Annotated in this window: 16 protein-coding genes; 7 read left to right on the top strand and 9 right to left on the bottom strand. The window is 55.6% G+C overall.

The window, feature by feature from the left end:
- Positions 1 to 3: 3 nt before the first annotated feature.
- Genes ACEQU8_RS10695 through ACEQU8_RS10660 form a run of 8 tightly spaced genes read right to left on the bottom strand, consistent with a single transcriptional unit; the run spans position 4 to position 6,687 of the window.
- Entirely contained in the window at positions 4 to 423 is a 420-nt protein-coding gene (locus ACEQU8_RS10695; protein WP_370263491.1) for a cytochrome c-type biogenesis protein CcmH, read from the bottom strand.
- On the bottom strand, positions 420 to 992 hold the full coding sequence (locus ACEQU8_RS10690) for a DsbE family thiol:disulfide interchange protein (protein ID WP_370263490.1): 573 nt from the start codon (positions 990 to 992) through the stop codon (positions 420 to 422). Before ACEQU8_RS10690 ends, ACEQU8_RS10695 begins: the two co-directional genes overlap by 4 nt.
- Positions 989 to 2,968, bottom strand: coding sequence for a heme lyase CcmF/NrfE family subunit (locus tag ACEQU8_RS10685; RefSeq protein WP_370263487.1), 1,980 nt, complete (start codon positions 2,966 to 2,968; stop codon positions 989 to 991). The genes ACEQU8_RS10690 and ACEQU8_RS10685 overlap by 4 nt, the downstream gene beginning before the upstream one ends.
- A gap of 8 nt (positions 2,969 to 2,976) precedes the next feature.
- The gene (gene ccmE, locus ACEQU8_RS10680) at positions 2,977 to 3,384 is read right to left on the bottom strand and encodes a cytochrome c maturation protein CcmE (RefSeq protein WP_370263485.1); all 408 of its coding nucleotides are present in this window, start codon (positions 3,382 to 3,384) and stop codon (positions 2,977 to 2,979) included.
- Entirely contained in the window at positions 3,377 to 3,547 is a 171-nt protein-coding gene (locus tag ACEQU8_RS10675) for a hypothetical protein (protein WP_370263483.1), read from the bottom strand. Before ACEQU8_RS10675 ends, ccmE begins: the two co-directional genes overlap by 8 nt.
- A gap of 32 nt (positions 3,548 to 3,579) precedes the next feature.
- A complete protein-coding gene (ccmC, locus tag ACEQU8_RS10670) occupies positions 3,580 to 4,272 on the bottom strand; it encodes a heme ABC transporter permease CcmC (RefSeq protein WP_370263482.1) in 693 nt (230 codons plus the stop codon).
- A 2-nt stretch (positions 4,273 to 4,274) separates the two neighbouring features.
- Positions 4,275 to 5,597, bottom strand: a complete 1,323-nt coding sequence (locus ACEQU8_RS10665; RefSeq protein WP_370263480.1) for an ATP-binding cassette domain-containing protein — start codon at positions 5,595 to 5,597, stop codon at positions 4,275 to 4,277.
- A 4-nt stretch (positions 5,598 to 5,601) separates the two neighbouring features.
- The gene (locus tag ACEQU8_RS10660) at positions 5,602 to 6,687 is read right to left on the bottom strand and encodes a tetratricopeptide repeat protein (protein ID WP_370263479.1); all 1,086 of its coding nucleotides are present in this window, start codon (positions 6,685 to 6,687) and stop codon (positions 5,602 to 5,604) included.
- 277 nt (positions 6,688 to 6,964) lie between these two features.
- Here ACEQU8_RS10660 and ACEQU8_RS10655 point away from each other — a divergent pair, with 277 nt between their 5' ends.
- From ACEQU8_RS10655 to ACEQU8_RS10625, 7 genes are read left to right on the top strand one after another with little or no spacing between them, the layout of a single operon-like run.
- Positions 6,965 to 7,780: a hypothetical protein gene (locus ACEQU8_RS10655; RefSeq protein WP_370263477.1), complete on the top strand. Its 816-nt coding sequence runs from the start codon at positions 6,965 to 6,967 to the stop codon at positions 7,778 to 7,780.
- Between the two features lie 8 nt (positions 7,781 to 7,788).
- A complete protein-coding gene (locus ACEQU8_RS10650; protein WP_370263475.1) occupies positions 7,789 to 9,285 on the top strand; it encodes a hypothetical protein in 1,497 nt (498 codons plus the stop codon).
- Complete coding sequence (locus ACEQU8_RS10645; protein WP_370263474.1) at positions 9,269 to 11,209, top strand: heme-binding protein; 1,941 nt, start codon at positions 9,269 to 9,271, stop codon at positions 11,207 to 11,209. The genes ACEQU8_RS10650 and ACEQU8_RS10645 overlap by 17 nt, the downstream gene beginning before the upstream one ends.
- Positions 11,206 to 13,437, top strand: coding sequence for an SH3 domain-containing protein (locus tag ACEQU8_RS10640; protein ID WP_370263473.1), 2,232 nt, complete (start codon positions 11,206 to 11,208; stop codon positions 13,435 to 13,437). Before ACEQU8_RS10645 ends, ACEQU8_RS10640 begins: the two co-directional genes overlap by 4 nt.
- Before the next feature lie 15 nt (positions 13,438 to 13,452).
- Positions 13,453 to 17,346 carry a hypothetical protein gene (locus ACEQU8_RS10635; RefSeq protein ID WP_370263471.1) on the top strand — a complete coding sequence of 1,298 codons (3,894 nt, stop codon included), beginning with the start codon at positions 13,453 to 13,455 and terminating at the stop codon, positions 17,344 to 17,346.
- On the top strand, positions 17,343 to 18,683 hold the full coding sequence (locus ACEQU8_RS10630) for a multiheme c-type cytochrome (protein WP_370263470.1): 1,341 nt from the start codon (positions 17,343 to 17,345) through the stop codon (positions 18,681 to 18,683). Before ACEQU8_RS10635 ends, ACEQU8_RS10630 begins: the two co-directional genes overlap by 4 nt.
- Before the next feature lie 4 nt (positions 18,684 to 18,687).
- On the top strand, positions 18,688 to 21,147 hold the full coding sequence (locus tag ACEQU8_RS10625) for a cyclic nucleotide-binding domain-containing protein (protein ID WP_370263469.1): 2,460 nt from the start codon (positions 18,688 to 18,690) through the stop codon (positions 21,145 to 21,147).
- 65 nt (positions 21,148 to 21,212) lie between these two features.
- Here ACEQU8_RS10625 and ACEQU8_RS10620 read toward each other — a convergent pair whose 3' ends face one another.
- Positions 21,213 to 23,471 carry a CHASE2 domain-containing protein gene (locus ACEQU8_RS10620; protein ID WP_370263467.1) on the bottom strand — a complete coding sequence of 753 codons (2,259 nt, stop codon included), beginning with the start codon at positions 23,469 to 23,471 and terminating at the stop codon, positions 21,213 to 21,215.
- Positions 23,472 to 23,486 lie beyond the last annotated feature (15 nt).

Genomic DNA, 23,486 nt, shown 5'->3' with positions numbered 1-23,486 from the left:
AATTCACTGCCGACGATCATTCTTGCCCTGCCTGTTACCTCCCTTCTTGCCTCGGTACATGGCCTCGGCCCAGTCTTCGGAGGGTGATTTACTCACCTTCACCTGTTCCCCGCGCATGGAGCGTCGGGCCAGCCAAACCGCAAACACGAGAACCAAAAATGGCCCAAGCCACAGCACTGCGTTCTCTGGGCTGTAGGCGGGTTTATAAATTACAAACTCGCCATAGCGGTCTTGCATGTAACTTTTAATTTCGGCGTTGGTTTTACCCTCTCGAATTTGTTCTGCAATTTTTTCTTTCAGGTCTACCGCCAAAGAAGCATGGCTGTCTGCCAGGGATTGGTTTTGGCACACCAAGCAGCGCAATTCACTAGCCACCTCTTTGTATTGCTCGCGTTCTTGGGGGGTCAATTCGTTCAAATTCATCGCGAAGCCTCCAAAGCAGGCAATGCCATGGTGTTCCAGTAATCTTTAGGCACTGGCCCCACTTGTTTGTGCACAATTTTGTTCTGGGCATTCATCAGAAAGGTTTCAGGCACACCGTATACACCCAGCTCGATACCGAACTGCCCCTCTTGATCGACCAGCACCAAGCTGTATGGATTGCCATATTGAGCCAGCCAACGTCGTGTGTTGGCCAGATCGTCTTTGTATGCCAAGCCGACCAGCTTAATTTTTCCTTCGCGGGCCAAGGCCAGCAAATGGGGATGCTCCACCAAACAGGCTTGGCACCACGATGCAAACACATTCAAGACCCAGGGCGTGCCCAACAATGCGTCGGTGCTTTGCAGCGTAGCAATATCGGCAAGCTGCACAGCCTCGCTTTCAGGCCCATCAAAAGCCAATACGGGCAAATTGGCCACAGGTACGGGCTTTCCCAACAATGCAGAGGGCAGTTTTTTGGGGTCTAGCCACAGGCCACGCAATAAAAAAACGCCCAGAAACAGCAGCACCAGCAAGGGCAAATACAGGCGCCAGCGGGGGGCTTTGCTCATGCTATTTCCCCCTGGGGTTTGCTTTTGTACCGGCGATCCCACACGGTAATCAAGCCCCCCAAAGCCATGAGTGCGCAACCCCACCAAATGAGGTTGATCAGCGGTTTGTAATACAAACGTACGCCCCAAGCTCCAGCATTGCTGCTGCTTTGAACAGGATCGCCCAGCCCAATGTACACATCGCTGAACCAATCGGAATGGATGGCCGCCTCGGTCATGATTTGTTCAGAACTTTGGTAGCGACGTTTCTCGGGTTGGATGAGGTGAATAACATTCCCCTCGCCTCGGGTCAGCTCAAATACGCCCAACGCGGCCACGTGGTTTTGGCGTTGCACCGAATCCACCCCAATGAAGGTGAGGCGCCAGGGGCCGATTTCGCTGGACTGCCCTGGCTTGAGCACAGCATCTGTTTCCGTTTCAAAGGTTTTAACCCAGGCCACCCCGACCACGAACACGGCCACACCCAAATGCGCCAGCACCATGCCCCAATATGACAGCGACAAGCGCCGAACGCGATACAACAAACCACTGTGGGGCATGCCTGCACCTGCCTTGCTGGTTGCCTTGGCGGCATGGGCCAAAGTGGCCACCGCCATAAACACGGCGCAGACCACACCCACGGCCCATACCACTGAAAAATGCGAGTGCCACAACGCTGCCCCCAACAACACCAGCAAGGCAACTCCCATGGCCACACCGCCCGGCTTGATGTAATTGGACATGGGCGTTTGGCGCCAACGACTATCGGGCCCCAAGGCCATCAGCAGCACCGCGGGCAACAGGATTGGAGCAAACACCGCCTCAAAGTATGGTTGACCGACCGACATTTTTCGACCGCCAAGCACTTCCACCACCAAAGGGTACAAAGTGCCTAACATCACGGTGACCAGTGCTGCACTCATCAACACATTGTTGGACAACAACAGCGATTCACGGCCGGTGGCCTTGAAATCGCCACCATGTCCCACATCGCCCGTTTTCATCGCGTACAGCACATACGACGCACCCACCACCAAAAACAGCAGCGCAAGAATAAACACACCGCGTTCTGGGTCGGTGGCAAATGCGTGAACTGAGGTAAGCACCCCTGAACGAACCAGGAAAGTGCCCAAGAGCGACAGCGCAAAGGTGGTCAGGGCAAGCAGAAGCGTCCAGCTGCGCAAAGCACCACGCTTTTCGCTCACGGCCAATGAATGAATGAGTGCCGTACCAGCCAACCAGGGCATGAGGGATGCATTTTCCACGGGGTCCCAAAACCACCAGCCACCCCAACCCAGTTCACGGTAAGCCCACCAACTGCCCAAGGCAATTCCAACGGTAAGGAAGGCCCATGCGGTGTTGGTCCATGGCCTGCTCCAACGGGCCCAGGTCATGTCAAAGCGGCCTTCCAACAGCCCCGCCACGGCAAATGCAAAGGTGACAGCAAACCCCACATACCCCATGTACAGCATAGGGGGGTGAATGATCATGATGATGTCTTGCAACAGAGGATTCAAATCGCGCCCATCCGCTGGGGCGGGGTTCAAGTATTCAAAAGGATTGCTGGCCAACAGCAGGTAGAGCAAAAAACCAACCAACACCAATTGCAATGTGCACAGCACCCTGACCTTGAAGCTGGCCGACACATTGAAACGCGACCAAGCCACTGCCATGGTCCAGCCCGCGAACATCAACACCCAGAGCAAAAACGACCCCTCGTGCGACCCCCAACTGGCCGCCACTTTGTAAAACACGGGCAATGCAAGGTTTGAGTTTTCGGCCACATTGCGCACGGTGAAGTCACTCAGCACAAACGAAGCCAACAGCCCTGCAAAGGCCACGCTGACCAAAGCAAACACTAGGTATACATTGCGCTGAATGGACTTTAACAAGGGCAAAGACTGGGCGTGGTTAAACACCCCACGGATGGCCCAAAAGCCGGCCAGGGCGCCCCACAAACTAAGCACAGTGGCCAAAGCCAGACTAAATTGCGACACAAGCGAAATCACTGTTCAACCCCCGGCGGCATGTAGGCTTCATCATGTTTGGCCAGCACTTCGCTGGCCATGAAGGTTTTACCATCCCAGCGGCCATCAGCCACCACGCCGGTGCCTTCTTTGAAGAGGTCGGGTACGATGCCGTTGAATTGCACTGGCACTCGGTTGACTTGGTCTGAAACCACAAAGCGCACCAACAGGGAGTCGGATTCACGCTGCACACTGCCCACCTCCACCATGCCGCCCAAACGATAGGTTTGTTCGCCTTGGGGTGTATCGCCACTTAATATTTGGGTCGGCGTGTAAAAGAACACCAGGTTGTCGTTGAAAACCTTGATCAACGCCACGCCAAAACCCAAGGCCACCACCAACACCGCAGCCAGCCAAGCGGCTCGGCGTCCACGTGCATTACTCACTTCTTTCTCCTTGCTCAAAACGCGCTGTGCGTTTGCCCCGCATGCCTGCCCGGGCCACATCTTCCTTGCTGGGGCCGGCCCTGTTGGCCAACCATGCGTCCAGCAACACCACCAAGAGGCTTAACCCTGTGCACACCCAAACAGTTTGCCATGCTGTCAACATTTGCCCCCCCAACACTCAAAATCAATCATGACTCAATTCCAACGTCGCAGAACCAACAAGCGGCGCCCGCGGTTAAGCACCGTGCCTGCACACAGCAACCAAAAACCCAACACACAAAGCCACATGCCGCGCGCAATGTCGGGGTGAATTTGGCTGCCGCCAAGCGACACGCTGTAGCCCTGGTGGAGTGTGTTCCAAAACACCACCGACAAATAAATCAAGGGAATGTTGACTGCACCAATCAACAATCCAATGGCGAGCACTCGATCAGCCTTGGCGGGGTTGCTTGCCATTTGCCCCAAGGCCATCAAGCCCAAATAAATAAACAACAACAAAAGCTCGGAGGTCATGCGGGCATCCCACACCCAGTAGGTGCCCCATGTGGGCTTGCCCCAAAGCGCTCCTGTGACCAAGGCAACGAAGGTCATCCAGGCGCCCGTGGGAAGCAGGGCACGCATCATGACGGCGGACACATCGTTGCGATACACCCAATTGATAGCCGCATAAGCGCAAGCGACCAAATACAAAAACATCGACATCCACGCGGCTGGCACGTGAACATAAATTGCGCGGTACACCTCACCTTGCGTGACATCGGTGGGCGCCAGCACCAAACCCAGGTACAAACCAAGTCCTAACAAAACGGCGCCCACACCACTCAGCCAAGGCCACAATCGACTGGCCAGGCTGTGGAATCGAGGCGGCGATGCGATTTGCCAAATCATGCTTATTCCTGCAACAAATTATTCAAGCGTTGGGCCACCCATGGACCCAACAAATAACCCAGCACGCCCAGGCTACCCAACACAGCCAGTGGCGCTTGGGCTGAGCGACCAAAATCAGCAGCCTGGCTGGCCTCCAGACCAAAAATTAAGACCGGCACAAGCAAAGGAAGTGCAAACAAATACACCAGCACCGCACCGCCCCGCGTCAGCATCACCAACAAGGCCACCAAACCCAGCAAAGGAGCACTGGCCCACAAACCTGCGGCCAGCGCCAATGTGAGAGCCGACGCCTGTTGCGTGCCCAGACCAAATTGCAAGGCCACCAGAGCGCTGACAGGCACCAACACGGCGATATTTGCCAAGGCAGACACCAAAACACGCATCAGCCAATAGCCCTGAAAATTACGGGGATGCCAAACAAACAGATGGCGCACCCAGCCCACGCGCTGATCTTCTGTAAACCAGTCTTTTGCATTGAGCATCAGCGCCAACAACACGCTGACCCAGGCAGCCACCTGCGCAAATTGGGCACCCGGCTTGTTTAAACCAATGCCAAAAAAACTCAGCACCACCCAGTGAAACAACGCTCCCCACAGCACCAGTTGCGGCGTTGCCCTGAGGAGCGATAACTCACGCCGCAGCAAAGCCAAAGGGCGCGCAGTTGCGGTGTTTGTCTGGTTCATTTGCGCGCTGGCACCAGGCGTGTTGCCATCAACCCCTTCCACCGCGGTGATGCGCCCGTCTTGAAATTGAAGCAGTTCGATCTGTAGGCCCCGGGCATGTGCCTGCAACTGAGTGGCGTCCACATGGCTGGCCATCACCACAAAGCCACCGGCTAAAACCTGTTGCTGTATGGCACTTGCCATCACTGCAACGCCTTGTTGGTCAAGTGCGTTTAGAGGCTCATCAAGAAGCCAAACCTCGCTGGGGTGAGCCAGCATGGCGCACAAAGCCAAACGAGCCCGCTGCCCGGAAGAGAGAGTCCCAATGTGTTCGTACTGCCATTCCAGCAAACCCACCTTTTGTAACAGCTCATCCGATTGCTCGCTGGGCTGCCCCAACATCTGCAAAACAGCACTCAAGTGTTGCTTGACGGTGAGCTCATCACGCAGCCCAAACTCTGGCTTAAACACATGAACACGTCCCACCAAACCATTGGCCATGCCACGCAACAGGGTGGACTTGCCAACGCCATTTTGGCCTTGTAGAACATACACCCGACCTGCCTTCAAACTCAGGCCAATTGGGCCTGTAAGCTGCACGCCGGCCACATCCAGTTGATCGGCCTGTACCTGCAGACAGTGGGCTTGGACAGAAACTTGCATGCGCCTACTTGGAAAACTCGATCAAAACCGGTGAATTTAACTGCGCACGCTGCACCTTGACCCAATCAGAATTGATGTCGCCCTGCCCTGCCTGGGCCACACCCTGCACCGAAAGCCGGGCTTGCATGTACAAGGTGGCTGGCAAATCACTGGCACCACTGGCTTGAATAAAATCGCGCTCCTGAAATTGAACCGTCTGCGGGCCAACCACCAGTTGGTCTGCAGGAATACGCACCACCGCAAGGGGCATGCCCGGGCCAGGTTGTGCCTTGATTTGAACAAACATGGCCGACCCTGGGTTGAGGGTATCGCGGTGTTGGGCCAACACGGTGACCGTGGCACTTGCAATGGCGGGTGGACCAGCTTCCTGCTGGGCTGGCGTGATCAGCTTGGCTTGCTGAACAGCACTCAAACGCTGCCAATATTGCTGTGCCTGTGCAGCATTGCCTGCCTGCTCGGCTGCACTGGCCGCCAAGGCAAGAGCTTTTTCGTGATTAGGGTCACTTTGCAGGGCTTGCTGCACATGCACCATGGGCTGGCCGGCCAACACACGCCCATTGGCCATGGCCAGCATGTCGGCCAAATCGGCCAAAATATCTGGATGACCCGGAGCGAGCCGTAGTGCCTGAGCCAAAGCGTCAGCACTTTTGCTGTAGTTGGACAATGATGCATGGGTGCGAGCCAACAAAACCCAGCCATTGAGGTCTTCAGGCGAATTTTTCAAGCGAGACTCCAATGCGGCCAAACGCTCTTCCATATTGCTGCCATCACCCGGGTGCCCACTGCCCGGGTTGCTGCTCGGAACTGGCTCTGCCGGCGCTGAGCGATTGGCCGCGAGCGCGGGCCATTGTGTTGAACCCGCGTGAAAGCCGCCAACAAAATACGTTAATAGCGAAGACAAAGCCAGAAGCAGACCGACGAATACGGGAAAAGATAGCCATGCGGGAAGTCGGAGTTCTAATTCGCCCCCTTTTGAACTCATCAAAGGGCGGGTCTCGGTGGCCATGTCACGCCAGTGATTAATTAACAGTTTTTTGCTGTCATCGTCCATCACTGGGTCATTCTCAATTTCTTCGCGCCGTGAACTCAAAGCTTGCCATTCTGGAGTACCGATTAAACCATCAGATTCAACTGTAGATTTTTCGAGTTTTGCCGTAAAAATCGACTGCCAGGCTTTGTAAATGCAAACTGTGAGCAAAAGTAAAAAAATTATTCCGGCAAAGACCGCACCAAGACTCAATTGTTAACCCCCAGACTAGAAGTAGGGATACTATCATTGTCAATACTGAAGTAACATCTTCAATTAACACAGTAGCACCCTGCAGTTCCCGCATTACATATTTTGATTAACAAGCAAGGCGAACTGAATGATTCAGGATAATTTATTTAACTATAAAAAATTCGTTTTCCTGAAGTGGGGTTTGGTGTTGATCCTTGCTTCTTCATTGGCCTACCTTTTTGACCAACCCAGAATAAGTGCCAATGGCGGGACGCCCTTGGGCTACACACTGGGTACCATTGGTGCTCTGCTCATTGTTTGGCTAATGTGGTTTGGAATCCGAAAACGCCAATACTACAAACAGGCGGGTAACTTGCGCGCATGGGTGTCGGCCCACATTTACCTTGGCTTGGCGCTATCGGTGGTGGCCACTCTGCACACCGGGTTTCAAATTGGCTGGAATTTGCATTCCCTGGCCTATGTGCTCACCATGGCCACCATTGCCAGTGGTGTGTGGGGTTTGGGCTTTTACCTGCGCTACCCCAGCGAAATGTCTCGAGTGTTGAATCAACGCAGCCCTGAGCAAATCGTGGCCGAAATCGATGGCCTGGACAAAGAAGCACAAAAGCTGCTCAAAAACGCTGAGGCTGCAGTCAGAAGGCAAGTTGAACAATCCATTAACCAAGGGATTTTTAACAGCGCCGCCCAACGCCGACGAGGCAGTGTAAAAAATTGCGCCACCCAGCAAGCGGTGGATTTTCTGCAAAACGAACTCACGCGCTCAGAGTCTGTGGCCGCCCTTCACGCAAACCAAGTACAGCGCTTGCGCGCGTTAAAACAACTGCGCCGTTACCATGGCCTGCGCTACTGGCTTGAACTCTGGCTGGCGGTGCATGTGCCTTTGTCGTTTGGCCTGCTTGCGGCCCTGATTGGGCATGTGCTGTCCGTATTTATTTATTGGTGAAGCAAACAATGGCTGATCAAAAAACCAGCAAGCTGCAACGCGAGCAGCAAGCACTGCAAAAGCCTTTGGGTTTAAAACGCCCGCTTTCCTGGATTGCGTTCTGGCCAGTTTTGTTTGCATTTTTGGTGCTTCCGCTTTTGGCCATCTACCAACCGGGCTTGTTTTCGTGGCTTGAAGTGGGTTCACAAACAGAGGCCGCCGAGCGAACCACCACCACGGCCATGCCCGTGAATGCTCACCCCAGCCTTCAGATGGACGGGCAGGATGTTGCACAGCCCAGGCCAGTCACCGCATTGTCGCTTGACACCGTGTGGAACCCTGGCCCTTTGGCCTCGCCACACTCCAACCTGGAGGGCGATTGCCAAGCCTGCCACGCGGGTGATTTTTCCCGAGTCAAAGACGAGAGTTGCCTGGTGTGCCACAGCAACATGGGCTTACACGTTAAAAAGGCCGATTTGCCTGGCATGCAATTTGAAGAGGGCCGTTGTGCCAGTTGCCACCGCGACCACAAGGGCCGCGAGAGCTTGGCCGCTCAGAACAAACATTTTGTGGGGCAAGATTGCGCCGACTGCCACAAAAACATTGCAGCGGTTGCCCCAAACACTGAAACCCAGCCGGTGAGCGATTTTGTGGGCAACAAACACCCTGCGTTTCGCATTACCTTGGCCAATAGCAGCGAGCCCGGAGACCTCCGCCGGGTGCGCATGTTGGCAGACGCCAAACTGGTGGAAAAAACCAGTCTGAAATTTCCGCACGATGTACACCTGGATCCCAAAGGCATTGATGGGCCCAACAAAAAGGTGGTGATGAATTGTGCAAGCTGCCACGAGGCAAGCGCCACGCCCACGGGTTTCAAACCCATCTCGATGGAAGCCCACTGCCAAGACTGCCACACCTTGTCGTTTGAGCCCGCCCTACCCGACCGGCAAGTGCCGCACGGTTCGGTGCAAGAGGCTTTGAGCACCGTGGAGGAGTTTTATGCCTACCTGGCTTTGCACCCCGAAGAGCGCAACCGCGTGAATGCCCAGCGCGCCGTGTTGGCGGCCAGGCCCGGTGAACAGGGCGAGCGCCGCTCTAACCTGAACAAGCTCAGTGGAAGCCCGCGCGCCCAGGCCCAGTTTGCTGCACGCGAATTGTTCGAGAAAACAGCTTGTGCGGTGTGCCACGAGGTAACGCCACTGCCAGGCAAAGGCAACACAAAAACCACGGGCGCCAACATGCCGCAATACGCCATAGCGCCGATTGTGCCCTGGCACCCATGGATGCCCATGGCGACTTTTGACCACCAGGCCCACGCGTTTGAAAGTTGCGAGAGTTGCCACAAAGCCAGCAAGTCAGAGGAAGCCAGCGATGTATTAATGCCTGCCATCGACGGCTGCCAAAGCTGCCACGCTGGCAGCAAACCCGTGCTGAACAAAGTGCAATCCGACTGTGGTGTTTGCCACGGCTACCACATGCACAACCCCATGGAAGAAAGCAAAGAACAACATGCAAAGAAAAACTAAAGCCCTGTGCGCTTTGGCGCTTGGCCTGGCACTGCCTTTGGGAGTCACCTCGTGCGGGGGTGGAGGCGGGTCTGCGGGTTTCGTTGAAAGCCTGAACTTCACCGTAGAGCCACTGGGTACGCAAAGCCTCGATGTTGCGGATGTGAACGACATCGTAGCGCGTGCCGTGCAGGCATCGATTTCCCGCGGTGTGCAATCTACCATCGCTGTCACGGACCGGGTGGGCAATGTGCTGGCGGTCTACCAAATGAACAACGCGGCAAGCAACACAACCATCACCAGCGGCTTGGCAGGGGCCAACGGCAGAGGCCTGGATGGCCAGGTGGTGCCCAGCACTTTGGCCGCCATTGCCAAAGCCATCACAGGGGCTTATTTGTCGTCCACAGGCAATGCGTTTAGCACGCGCACCGCGAGCCAGATTGTTCAAGAGTTTTTTCAGCCCGGTGAGCGTGGTCAGCCCAGTGGTCCGCTGTATGGCGTGCAGTTTAGCCAACTGCCCTGCTCTGACCTCAACGTGTGGTTATCCCAAAGCAGCAGCATTGGCCCCAAACGTTCACCATTGGGCCTGTCGGCCGACCCCGGGGGTTTCCCAATCTACAAGGGCGGTCGAGTGGTGGGCGGCATTGGCGTGATTTCCTCGGTGAATGCCAGCACCAATGGCATTTACAGCCTGGATCGCGACATCGTGACCAACGAAACCGACCTGGATGAAGAAATCGCATTCGCAGCGCTGAACAACAACTTGCGTGCCCCTGAGCAAATTCGCGCCAATCGCATCACGGCCAACGGCCAAACTTTCCAATTTTCAAATACCACGCCGGCAGTGGCGGGTTTGGCTCCTCTTGTGATTACCGATTTTGTAAACGTGCCCGGTTATACCACCGCCGCAGGCCCAGTGGCGGGAACAGCCTATGGTGCGTCCCCATCCGGCTATGTGGCCACCACCAACCCGGCCTTCAACGGGCTGGACACCTTTAATTTGATCACCAACCCCGCTGATAACACCTCTACCCGGTTCCCGGTTACAGCAGGCAGCAACCTCAGCAGTGCAGAAGTGCAAAACATTCTGGTGGAGGGCATGAAGATCGCTAATCGTGCACGCGCTCAAATTCGCATTCCCTTGGGCGCTGCTGCCCAAGTCACAGTGACCGTGGTAGACACCAACGGCAATGTGCTGGGTTTGGTGCGTTCGTCCGATGCGCCCATTTTTGGTACAGACGTGGCGGTGCAGAAGGCACGTTCGGCGCTTACTTTTAGCGCCGCAGAAGCGCTCACCGACTTCAATTCGATCGACGGTGGAGCACACGCGGCGTTTTCAAACGCAATGAACACGTTTTTTTCCCAGACAGCCAACTCGCTCGATGGCAGCGCGGCATTTTCTGCGCGGGCCATTGGCAACGTTCACCGCCCATACTTCCCAGATGGTGAAGAAGGACGGCCAGCTGGGCCGCTATCCTCGCCTCTGTCCCAGTGGAGTCCTTTTAACCTGGGCTTCCAGCTGAACATTGTGGCCAACAAAGTGCTGGCCACATTCAACGCCCCCGCCCGCGCGGTGGTGGGAGGCAATGCCTTCAACCCAGATTCCAGCCAAACCTGCGTGGACAACGCCAACATTCCGGCAGGCAGGCAAAACCGTTTTGCCAACGGCATGCAAATATTTCCTGGGGGCTTTCCAATCTACAAAGGCGACACCTTGGTGGGTGGCATTGGCGTGTCGGGCGATGGCGTGGACCAGGACGACATGGTGGGTTATTTGGGTGTGATCAATGCGGCCAACGCCATTGGCAGCACCATGCGGCCGGCGCCTGCAAGCCTGCTCAACGCCAGCCAGTTGTCCAACTCTGGTCAGTTTTTGAAGTATGTGCAGTGCCCGCAAACCCCTTTTAACAACAGCAGTGAACAAAACGTGTGCCCCGCGCCATGAAACACAGCCTCAGCAAACACAAACAACATGCATGGCGCGCCAAACGCCTGGTGCTGGCTTTGGCCTTTGCGGGCTTGGCGCCTTGGCCGGCTTACGCGCAACTGCACCTGGGCATCAACGAGCCCACCCAGTTGGCACAAGCCAAAGCGGCCATCAACAAGGCCGCCAACAAAGTGGCAGGCATTCCCGATGAAAGCGAGCTGAACCAAGCTGAGCGCCCTACCGCGCTTCTTCAGGTGTTTGAGCAACGCGTCATCGTGTATGACAAGCCAAGCACCGGTGCCAAACCGATCGGCGAGTTGTTTAAGGGCCAGTTGGTGGATGCCTTTGAGGAGCAACAAGGCTGGTACCGAATTCGCATCCAAGACAGCCTGTTGGGCAGCACCCACGGATGGCTGCAGCAGCGCAGTGGCGAGTATGGCGACCTGGCCCTGGGTGTGTTTGAGCCGCGCGCTTTTAGCAACGACCCTTTGAGCAATCAACAAGGTGCAGCCGTTCGCCCAGCGCACAACGCAACGCCAGGCATAGCACCATCGCCGGTGATGCGGGCCATTCCTGGACGCGACACCATGCTTGCCCCTCGGGATGTGGCCATTCCAGTGATCGACCCGGAACAGGTGCCACCGCCACTGCCCAACCTGCCTCGCGAGAGTGTGGCTGTGCCTGACCGCTGGCGCATCATGCAGTCGCTTGGATTTAAATTTCCACTCTACGACCCGTACAATCAAAACGTGATCAAGGGCGACCTGCCGGTGCTGCAAGACACCCTGGGCCCCGACTGGTTTTTTAACCTGGGCGTGATTGCCGACACCCTCTATGAACAACGGCGCTTTCCTGTGCCAGTGCCGCCAGCATCCTCCAGCCAAAGCAACCAACGCAATATTTTTGGAGACGGCGACCAATCCATTTTTGCGCACAACTTGATCGTGAGTTTGTCGCTCACCAAAGGCAACACCACTTTCAAACCACCAGATTACGAATATCGTCTAACCCCGGTGTTCAACTACACCGATGTGCGGGTCAACGAGGATCGCCTGTTAAAAATTTCCCCTTCCTCGGGCACGCAACGCTCGGAAGGTTTTGTGGGCATTCAAGAAGCTTTTGTGGACGTGCATTTGCGCAACGTGTCCGAGCGCTATGACTTCGACAGCTTGCGCGTGGGTATTCAGCCATTCATCAGCGACTTCCGCGGCTTTTTGTTTCAAGACCTGCCTTTTGGTGTGCGCTTGTTTGGCAACCGTGACAACAATATTTACCAATACAACATTGGCTACTTCAAGCGAGTAGAAAAAGACACCAACAGCGGCTTGAACGACATTCGCCAGCCGCTGCGCGACGATGACTTTTTTGTGGCCAACCTGTATCGGCAGGACTTCCCGTTTTTGGGTTTCACAAGTCAGGCCTCGTACATACACAACCGCAACAATGAAGACGATGCCCGCTATTTCGATGCCAACGGCTTTTTGGCACGCCCGGCGGCCATTGGTGACCAACGGCCGTTTGCCTACCATGTGGACTACTTCGGACTCAGTGGCGATGGCCACTATGGGCGCTTGAACATCACCACATCAACTTACTACGCCGCAGGCAAAATTGACCGCCATCCCCTGGCCCAGCGCGAACAAAACATTGATGCCTGGTTCCACGCCACCGAATTGTCCAGGGATTTCGACTGGTTCCGCCTGCGTGGGCACTTTTTGTATGCCTCTGGCGACCGAGACCCCTTTGATGGCAAGGCAGAGGGCTTTGATGCAATTTTCGAGAACCCACAGTTTGCCGGGGCAGACACCAGCTTCTTTATTCGCCAAAACATTCCTTTGGTGGGTGGCGGCGGCGTGTTTTTATCGGGCCGAAACGGCGTACTGCCATCGTTGCGCTCCAGCAAAGAGCAAGGCCAATCCAACTTTATCAACCCCGGCTTGTTGTTGCTGGGCGTGGGTGCAGACATCGACGTGCTGCCTGAATTGCGTGTGGTGACCAGCGTCTCCAAGCTTGAATTCGAGAACACCAATGTGCTGGGAGTGTTGCGCCAACAAAAACCACCCTCTACAGACCTTGGGATCGATGCCTCGGTGGGCTTCCAATACCGTCCGTTTTTCAATCAGAACGTGGTGATTAATGGGTCTTTGGCCCGTCTTTTCCCGGGAAAAGGTTACAAAGAGTTGTTTGACAATGAGAATGCCAAGCGCCCTTATTCCCTATTGTTCAACGTGATTTTGAGTTTTTAAAGCAGGTTGCTGCCCATGAATTTTAGCTTTGCCAAAGCCAGGCTGTTTAAAACGCCAAGCGGGGCCCGCCATTGGGCTGCCTTGGCCTTGGCTGTGAGCGCTGTTGCCTTGGGTTTTACAAACACAGCCCATGCAGCAGGGGCCAAGCTACCCGAGAAAACGTACACCATGGCGCCTCCAGCGCCCGAGCGCCAGACCGCGGAGCAGGCTTTTGCCAAAACCGAAGGTTGCATGAGCTGCCACACCCAAACCGATCAACACACCATGCACGCAAACCCCGGCGTGGTGCTGGGTTGCACCGACTGCCACGGAGGCAATGCCTCGGTCAAATGGAACGGCCCCGAGAAAAAGCAAGGCTCGCTGGCCTATGACCACACCCGCGCTGCCCGTGAAAAAGGTTTTGACCCAGCGTACCGGGCTGCCTTGGACAAGGCCCACATCGCTCCGCGCGACGAAAAGTTTTGGAATTACCCATCGTCGGCCAATCCGCAGCGCTCCTATGCGAAACTCAACCGCGAGCACCCTGCGTATATACGTTTCATCAACCCTGGCGATTTGCGCGTTGCCCGTGAGGCCTGCGGCGCCTGCCACCTGCCGGTTATTCAGGCCCAAGAACGCAGCCTGATGAGCACATCGGCCATGCTGTGGGGGGGTGCCTCTTACAATAACGGTATTCTGCCCTTCAAGCGCTACATTCTGGGCGAGGCCTACACCCAAGACGGCCAGCCTGCCGCCCTGAAAAACCCGGTGGACGCCAACAATGAGCTGTTTACCCACAAGGGCATTTTGGGCTCGCTGGCGCCCCTGCCCGCCTGGGAAACGGCCCCACCCGCGGACGTGTTTCGTGTGTTTGAACGTGGCGGGCGCGTAATCAACTCAATTTTTCCTGAAGTGGGATTGCCCAACGTGCTGGGGCAGATTCAAAGGTTGGACGAACCGGGCCGCCCAGACATCAAGCAATCCAATCGGGGCCCGGGTACTGGCCAACGAATTGCTGTGCCTTTGATCAACATCACCAAAACCCGTTTGAACGACCCGCACCTGTGGTTTTTGGGCACCAATGAACAGCCAGGCGACTACCGATCCTCGGGCTGTACAGGGTGCCATACCGTTTACACCAACGACCGAGACCCCAAACACAGTGGTCCGTACGCCAAGTTGGGCAACGATGGCAAAACCCAAACCATCGACCCCACCATTCCCAAGGGCGAAAGTGGACACCCTGTAAAGCACGAGTTCACTCGCGCCATCCCCAGCTCACAGTGCATGGTTTGCCACATGCACCAGCCCAACGTGTTTGTAAACAGCTATTACGGCTACATCATGTGGGATTACGAAAGCGATGCGCCACACATGTGGCCAGAAAAGCAGCGTTACCCCACCGATGCCGAGATGCGCGAAATTCTTGACCGCAACCCCGAAGAGGCAGCAGTGCGCGGCAAGTGGAGCGACCCAGAATTTTTGAAAAACGTGTCTACCCTCAACAGCAAACTGAAAGACACCCAGTTTGCCGACTACCACGGTCACGGCTGGAATTTCCGGGCTGTGTTCAAGCGCAACCGCAAGGGGGCATTGCTCGATGCCCAAGGCAATGTGGTGGCCGATGACGATCCCAAAAAATTTGAGAAGGCCGTGCACCTGAGCAGTATTCACCTGGATGTGGGCATGCACTGTGTGGATTGCCACTTTGCTCAAGACATGCATGGCAACGGCCACATTTACGGTGAGGTGGCCGCTGCGGTGGAAGTGGACTGCGCCGACTGCCACGGAACCGCCACCCAATACCCCACCCTGCGCACCAGTGGCCCGGCAGCCCCCCCTGGCGGCACCGACCTGACCCAACTGCGCACCCAAGATGGTCGAAAGCGCTTTGAATGGCGCGATGGCAAGCTATACCAACGCGCAGCGCTGGACCCCAACAAAGAGTGGGAAATGAGCCTGGTCAAAGACACCATGAACCCAAGCAACCCTCACTACAACGCCAAGGCTGCCCGGGCCAAGCTCATGGGCGCAGGTGACGAGGGGCGCGATGGCAAGTGGGGGCCCGGTGTCAAAGAGCTGGCGCACGACAACGAAAAAATGACTTGCTTTACCTGTCACCTGAGCTGGACCACCAGTTGTGCGGGTTGCCACCTGCCGATTCAGGCGAACTGGAAAACCGAGCGCCTGCATTACGAAGGGGGCGAGACCCGAAACTACGCCACCTACAACCCGCAGGTTGCGCGTGACGATATGTTCCAGCTCGGTGTGCATGGCCCCGTGAAAGGCAATCGCATTGCTCCCATTCGATCCAGCTCTGCTTTGGTGTTGTCCTCGATGAACGCCAACCGGGAGCGGATTTATATTCAACAACCCCCTGTGGCTTCCAGTGGATATTCGTCGCAGGCCTTCGCCCCCCATTACCCGCACACAGAGCGCAAAGAAGAGACCAAAACCTGCACAGACTGCCACCTGTCTCGCGAGGATGACAACAACGCGATCATGGCGCAGCTGCTGTTACATGGCACCAACTTTGTAAACTTTGTGGGCTTTAACGCCTGGGTGGGTGCAAGCGATCACATCGCCGCCATCACAGTAACCGAATGGGATGAACCCCAAGCCGTGATTGGCAGCTACCTGCACAAATACGCCTATCCCGACTTTTATCAAAACCATTTGAACAAGAACCGTGAACTGGCTGACACCGTGGTGCCTGCGCTGATGGACGACACCACCATAGGGGTCGCGAATTGCATCCAACTGCGCGGGGAGTACGTGTTTGTGGCTGAGGGCAAGGGCGGATTCAGGGTGTACGACGCCGCCAACGTGGCCAACAAAGGCTACGGACAGCGGGTAATTACAGCGCCGTTCAGCCCCATGGGCCACGACACCCATGTGGCCAGCAAAAACGCGACCTGCATGGCCCTGCCCACCAACCAGCCTATTGCGCCCGAACGGAACCAGGGCGACTTGATGCGCATCACCAACATGGAACAGCCTTTCCACCCCATTTACAACTACGCCTTCATCACCGACAGCGAAGAAGGCCTGATTGTGGTGGATGTAAACACCCTGGCCGATGGCGAGGCGCGTAACAACTTTTTGAAGCGCGCTGCCACCTGGAATGCCAATGGAGTTTTAACCGGCGCTAGCCACATCACCTTGGGTGGGCATTATGCCTACATCACCACACCCAAAGGGCTGGTGTTTGTTGACATCAATGACCCATTAAAACCCCGCCATATCACCACCCTGCCCCTGCAGGATGCGCGCGCCACGGCAATTCAGTTCCGCTATGTGTTCGCAACCACAGCGCGCGGGCTTGAAGTGATCGACGTCACCCATCCAGAGAAGCCCACGCACACAGGTACGGTGCTGCCGCTTAAAAATGCGCAACGCCTTTATTTGGCGCGCACCTACGCCTATGTGGCAGGCAAGGAAGAAGGTTTGGTGATTGTTGACATTGAAAAACCCAGAAAGCCTTTTGTGCTGACCAAATACACAGCCAACGGTCAACTGAACGACGCACGCGACGTGATTGTAGGCTCCACCAATGCCTCGCTGTTTGCCTATGTGGCTGACGGGGTAAACGGCCTGAAAGTGCTGCAACTGACATCGCCTGACACTCAGCCGAAGTTCTATGGGTTCTCGCCCACCCCCGTGCCTGAGTTGGTGGCTTGGCGCAAAACACCAAGCGCAGCCGTGTCCATTTCAAAAGGCCTGGATCGTGACCGAGCGGTGGACGAAACCGGAGGGCAGATTGCCGTGTTTGGTCGAATTGGCTCACGCCCCTTTAACCGCAAAGAAATGGATGTCTTCTATATTCGACCCGATGGTCGGGTGTGGACAGTCACCGACCAGGTAGAAAAACAAAACTATGTGCCCAACCCCAGGGCGAACTCCGTGGTTTACAAAAAGGACAAACCATGAAGGCGAAGATGAATGATGTAATTCGTAAGGCTTGGGCCATCGCACTTGCTTCGCTGGCTATGGGCCAGGCCGCGCTTGCGCAAACCATGCCCCACCAGTCGCCGCACCAATCGGTGGGTACGGTGAACTGCGCCAGCAGCACCTGCCACGGCAGCATCGAAGAACGCACAGCCACCCCAGTGCTGCAAAACGAATACACCACATGGCTGCGCCGTGACCCACACACGCAGGCCTACGCCGTGCTTAAAAATACCGAGTCGCAGCGCATTGCCAAAAACCTGGGGCTAAAGCAGCCTGCGCACGAGGCCAAAGTGTGTCTGGATTGCCATAGCCACAATGTGCCAGCCAACTTGCAAGGCCCCCGTTTTGACAAAACCGATGGCGTAAACTGCGAGGCCTGCCATGGGCCGGCAGAAAAATGGATTTCTAACCATGTGGAACCCAAAGCAAGCCATGTCAAAAACATAGAAAACGGCATGTACCCAACCAGCAATGCCTATGCTGTGGCCAAACTGTGCACCAGTTGCCATGTGGGCGATGCCACCCGGCCCATCACCCACCAAATCATGGGTGCGGGTCATCCGCGAATTTCCATCGAGGTGGAGACCTTCCTCGCCCTGGAACCACCGCACTACCGAATTGACGACGATTGGCGTAAACGCAAAGGCGCTTTCGATGCTGGAAAAATATGGGCCATGGGCCAATTTGCCACCAGCGCCAACCTGCTTGAACTGATTGCCGACCCAAAACGCAATCGCCAAGGCATTGTGCCCGAACTCATGATGTTCGATTGCCATGCATGCCATTCCCCCATGAGCCGAAAAGACTGGAGCAAAGACCTTGCGCTTACCCCGGGTCAGCCCCGCATCAACAACGCGAGTTTAATCATGGTGCAAGCGGTGTTGAAGGCCACAGCCCCTTCGCATGAGGCTTCTGTACGGCGTTTGATTGAGCAGTTGCATGTTCAAAGCACCTCACCTGCAGCCAGTATGCAAGACGTCGAACGCACTGCCAGGGCGCTCAATGCGGAGCTTGATCGCGCCAGGGCTGCGGTGATGCAGGCTCAATTCACCGAAGCTGTGATGGAAAAACTGTTGCGTGAGTTGGTGAACATGGCCTCAAGCAACCAATACCCCGACTATGCAAGCGCCGAGCAAGCGTACATGTCGATTAGTAGCGTGGCCAACGGTTTGGCCAACAAAGGCAACTCGAAGGTAGCGCAGGCAGTCAACGCGCGCATGGGCCGCTTGTTGAAGCTGCTGAACAACGACGAACAATACAACCGTACTGAATTCCAAAAAGAGCTGTTGGCCTTGAAAGCCGCAGTGGGAGGTTAAACAGATGGCCAACCCCACCCCCATGTTTAGTGATTTGTCTGCCGACCTGGACATCGCCATTGTTGGCTCTGGCCCAGCGGGTTTGTCAGCAGCCGCACGTGCTCAAGCGCTGGGTTGCAAGTATGTGTTGTTTGAGTCCGAACGCCATGCCTCAGACACCATTTACAAATATCAAAAAGGCAAGCATGTGATGGCCGAGCCTGGGTTTTTGCCTTTGCGCAGCGGCATGTCGTTTCAGGCAGGTAAGCGTGAAGACATTTTGGGCACTTGGGACAATGAACTGGCTGGACAAAAAATCAATATTCAGTACCAAAAAACAGTCAGCAAGATCACCAAGCTCAATGACGGGGCGGGTCCCTTTGAATTGACCTGCGAGGACGGCAGCACCACCACGGCGCGAACAGTGATTTTGGGCATTGGCTTGCAAGGCAATATTCGCAAAATTGGCACACCTGGCGATGACCTACCCAATGTTCAATACACCTTGGCCGACCCCGATGAGTTCAACAACGAGACCATCATCGTGATTGGTGCGGGTGATGCGGCCATTGAAAACGCCCTTGCCTTGATGAAAAACAACAAGGTGATTCTGATCAACCGCAAAGATGAATTTGCGCGCTGTAAAGAAGGCAACCTGAACCAAATTTTGGCCGCTGACCGCAATGAAGATCTTCGGATTTTCTACAACACCAGCACCAGCTCTGTGGAAGCGATAGCAGACGCCAAAGAGGGTGAACCCACCCTGAATTATCGTTATAAAGGCCCTGAGGGCGAGCAGGCCATGCCTGTGCATCGCATCATTGCGCGCCTGGGCGCAACACCGCCCCGCGGCCTGGTCGAAAGTTTTGGAGTCACCTTTCCCAACAGCGATCCCAACGCTGTACCGGCCTTGAGTGAAACCTATGAATCGAATGTGCCCGGTTTGTTTATTGTGGGGGCCTTGGGTGGCTACCCATTGATTAAACAGGCCATGAACCAAGGCCATGAGGTGGTAGACACCATCATGGGCTTGCCTGTGGTGCCAGCTGACGAACCGCTCTTGGCCGAAAAATTCAAACCCTTGGGCAATGTGTCGGTGTCTGAAGTGCTCGACATGATTTTGCGCAATGTGCCGCTATTTAACCAAATGACGCGCTTGCAATTGCGCGAATTCATGCTGGAATCGACTTTGCACCAACCCAAAAAAGGGTCGGTTATTTTTAACAAGGGCGACTACACCAGCACATTTTTTGCCATCGTCAAAGGCAGCGTGGGCATTGAATTGGTGAACAAAGATGGCAAGCCTTTTATTCTTACCCTGGACCAAGGCAATTACTTCGGTGAAATGGGCCTGATTTCTGGCCGGCGACGCACAGCAACGGTGTACGCCGGGGACAACTGCGTGCTGATTGAAACACCCCGGAAGGCCATGCTCAAGCTGATTGCCTCGGTGGATGCGGTGCGCCGAACCATTGACGAAACCTTTGTACGTCGGGCCTTGTCCACCCACTTGGCTCCGCAGCTTGAAGCGCCAGAGATTGAACAACTGATTGCGTCGGGCATCAGCGTGACCCGCTATGTGCGGGGCGAAAAGTTATTCAGCGAAGGTGACAAAACCGATGGTCTTCACCTGATTCGACGCGGCTCGGTGGCTGTGTCCAAAACACTGGATGGCCAAGACTCTGTGTTGTCGTATGTTTCGGCGGGCAGCTATGTGGGCGAAATCGATTTGGTCAACGGCACCAACCGCCAAACCACTTGCACGGCCACCGTGCTGACGGAAGTACTTTTGATTCAAGGCGATGCTGTCAAAGATGTTTTAAGCAAAAACAGCAACTGGAAACGGGCATTGCAGGCCAAAATTGGCAAACGGGTGCACGACGCCATATTCCGCGAAGGCACGGCCAAGCGTGAAAGCGACTTGATCCACTTCCTGATGCAACAGGGGCTTGGCGATGCCACCAATGCCCTGGTGATTGACGAAAGCCTGTGTGTGCATTGCGACAACTGTGAACGCGCATGCGCCGAGACGCACGACGGCATTCCACGCCTGGATCGTGACGCCGGCCCCACCTTCCAAAACATTCACCTGGCGCATTCATGCCGACATTGCGAACAACCGCATTGCATGAAAGACTGCCCACCCGATGCCATTCGCCGCAATGAAAAAGGCGAAGTGATGATTGCCGACACCTGCATTGGCTGCGGCAACTGCGCGAAGAACTGCCCTTATAACGCCATTGAGTTGCGGGTGAAGCCACCCCCCAAAAAAACCGGTTTGTTGTCTTGGCTACTGTTTGGCTTGGGTGGCCCGCTGGGCGAACGGCCAGCAAAATACGACGCGAACTCAATCAAAAAGGCCTACAAGTGCGACCTTTGCCACGGCAAGGAAGGCGGACCTGCTTGCGTGCGTTCTTGCCCAACGGGCGCGGCCTTCCGCATTTCGCCCGAAGTGTATTTGAATCAGCAAAATGAGTTGATATAAAAAAAGAGCTGACCCGGGGTCAGCTCTTTTAACTTGGTTTAGGCCTTGTAGAACAGTTTACCCACCTACTTGGTATCAAACTGGGTCACGCCATCCCAATTTTCTGGGGGTGGCGACACTTTAAAGTGTTCAATACGAGCGGTGTACAGCGCGTAAAGCACAGTGAATTCTGGCGCAAGCGCAAACCATGCATCCAGACTGGCTTTGGCTTCGTCCCACTGCTGGGCTTTGAATTGTTTTAGCATGGTTTCCCAAAGACCCAGGCACTTCAATTGTTGCTCACTCACCGCGCTGCGTTCACCCAGCGGAGCGTAAATAAACACGGGCTCGTTTTTGCCTTTTACCCGCACAGCGTCCAATTCCTGGAACACCAGGTCAGGGCAAACAGCCTTGGTATTTTCACCCACAATCACACCCACACCGTAGGTTTTCGTGATGCCTTCCAGACGCGAACCCAAGTTAACGGCATCGCCCATCACCGTGTAAGCGCGTCGAATTTTCGAGCCCATGTCGCCCACACGCATTTGCCCTGTGTTAACGCCTACGCCGATGGCCAGTTCTGGCCATTTTCTGGCTTTCAAGCGCTCGTTTAAGCGCACGGCCTCATCCTGCATGGCCATGGCCGCTTTGGTGGCAAGCGTGGCATGGTCAGCATCGGCAATGGGCGCCCCCCAAAACGCCATGATGGCATCGCCAATGTACTTGTCTAGCGTTCCCCGGTGAGCGCGAATAATCTCGGACATCACGGTGAGGTACTCATTGATGTATTCACGCAGCTCGTTGGGCTCCAGCGACTCTGAAATGGTGGTGAACCCGCGAACGTCTGAGAAGAGGACGGTCAGCTCGCGGCTTTCGCCTTCCATGGAATAGCTTTTGGGATCGTCTGCCATTTCGGTGACCAATTCGGGTGCCACATACTCGCCAAACAAGTCGACCATTTGCCGTTTGCTGCGCGACTCAGCCAAATACCCATAAGCCACGTCAAACATGAAAATAGCAAGCACCAGCAACAACACCACCGCCACAGGTAGAACCAAATTGGCCTCGAAATACAGGTAGGAGTTGATCGCCACACTGCTTGCAGCCACCAACACAGCGACCAGCAAAGACCATGTGGGCGACAAAATTGGCATCAGCAAACTTAAAATGCCACCCACCGCCAACACCGTGATGAACAGCAAACCCTGCGCATACTCGGGTTTCATTTTGTACTCGCCATCCAGCATGGCACTGAGCACGTTGGCATGTACTTCTACCCCGGGGTACACCGGGCTGACTGGCGTGCTTCGCAAGTCCAGCAGGCCGGGGGCCGTCGTGCCCACCAACACAATTCGGCCCTCGAACTCGGTAGGGTCTAAACCACCCGCCAACACATCCGAAGCGGACACATAGCGATACCCACCGCCATCAGGACCACCTGTTGCCCGGTAATGCACGCGCGTCAACAGGCCACGCTCAACAGGGATATCCAGTTCGATCTCTGGAGAGCGCAAGGCCACCATCTCCAAGGCACCATAGTCATCGCCCACCCCATCAGGAAACACAGGAATAAGCTGAGGGTTGCCCAAGGCGCGGCGCAGCGTGGCCAATGCAAAGCTTTGGTAAAAAGCGCCGTCGTACTCTGCAATCAAGGGGATGGAGCGCACCGAGCCATCTTCATCCACCATGGGGTTGAAATAGCCCCCCTCTGCATTGCGCTGGAGCACGGGCAAGTTGGCCCCGTAACCTTGCCACGTGGTGCTGTCGAGCGCAAGATCGCCCAATTGGCTGCGCTTAAAAAGTGCTTGAGGCAATGCGCCAGACACCGCAGTAGGGTCTTGGTTTAAGTAATAACCCAACACCACAGGGCGGCCTTCCAACACCTCCGCCAGTTGGCGGTCACGGTCGAAGGCCATGGCAATATCGGGCTTGAGCGTTTCTATGGCTTGCTTCAGTTCGGGCTGCACGGTCAACAGCTTGTCCAGCGCAGGCAAGGCATCGCTGGCCTGCGGCTCGGCAAACACCACGTCAAAAGCCACCACAGCGACACCCAGTTTGTCGGTGAGTTCAGTGACCATGTTGGCCACCACGTCACGCGACCAAGGCCAGCGCCCCACCTCGCCCAAGCTTTTCTCATCAATGTCCACAATGATGACGCGGGGATCGATTTCCGGCTTGCGAGCGTCGGCCTTCAAGCGCACGTCATAAATGAGATAGTCCAGGCGTTTGACCACTTCAGAAGGCGCATACCCCAGCACATGGGCCACAGCAACGGCTGTGAACATGAAGCCCATCAGGATTCGAAACGCCTTGCCTGCCAGTTTCCTCCAGGATTTAATTGCCATTCAAATACATGTCCT

Origin of the sequence: Limnobacter sp., assembly GCF_964228395.1 — a bacterium.
Taxonomy (GTDB): Bacteria; Pseudomonadota; Gammaproteobacteria; order Burkholderiales; family Burkholderiaceae_B; genus Limnobacter.
The sequence above is the reverse complement of the archived record's forward strand: the minus strand, read 5'-3'. Positions and strand labels throughout refer to the sequence as shown.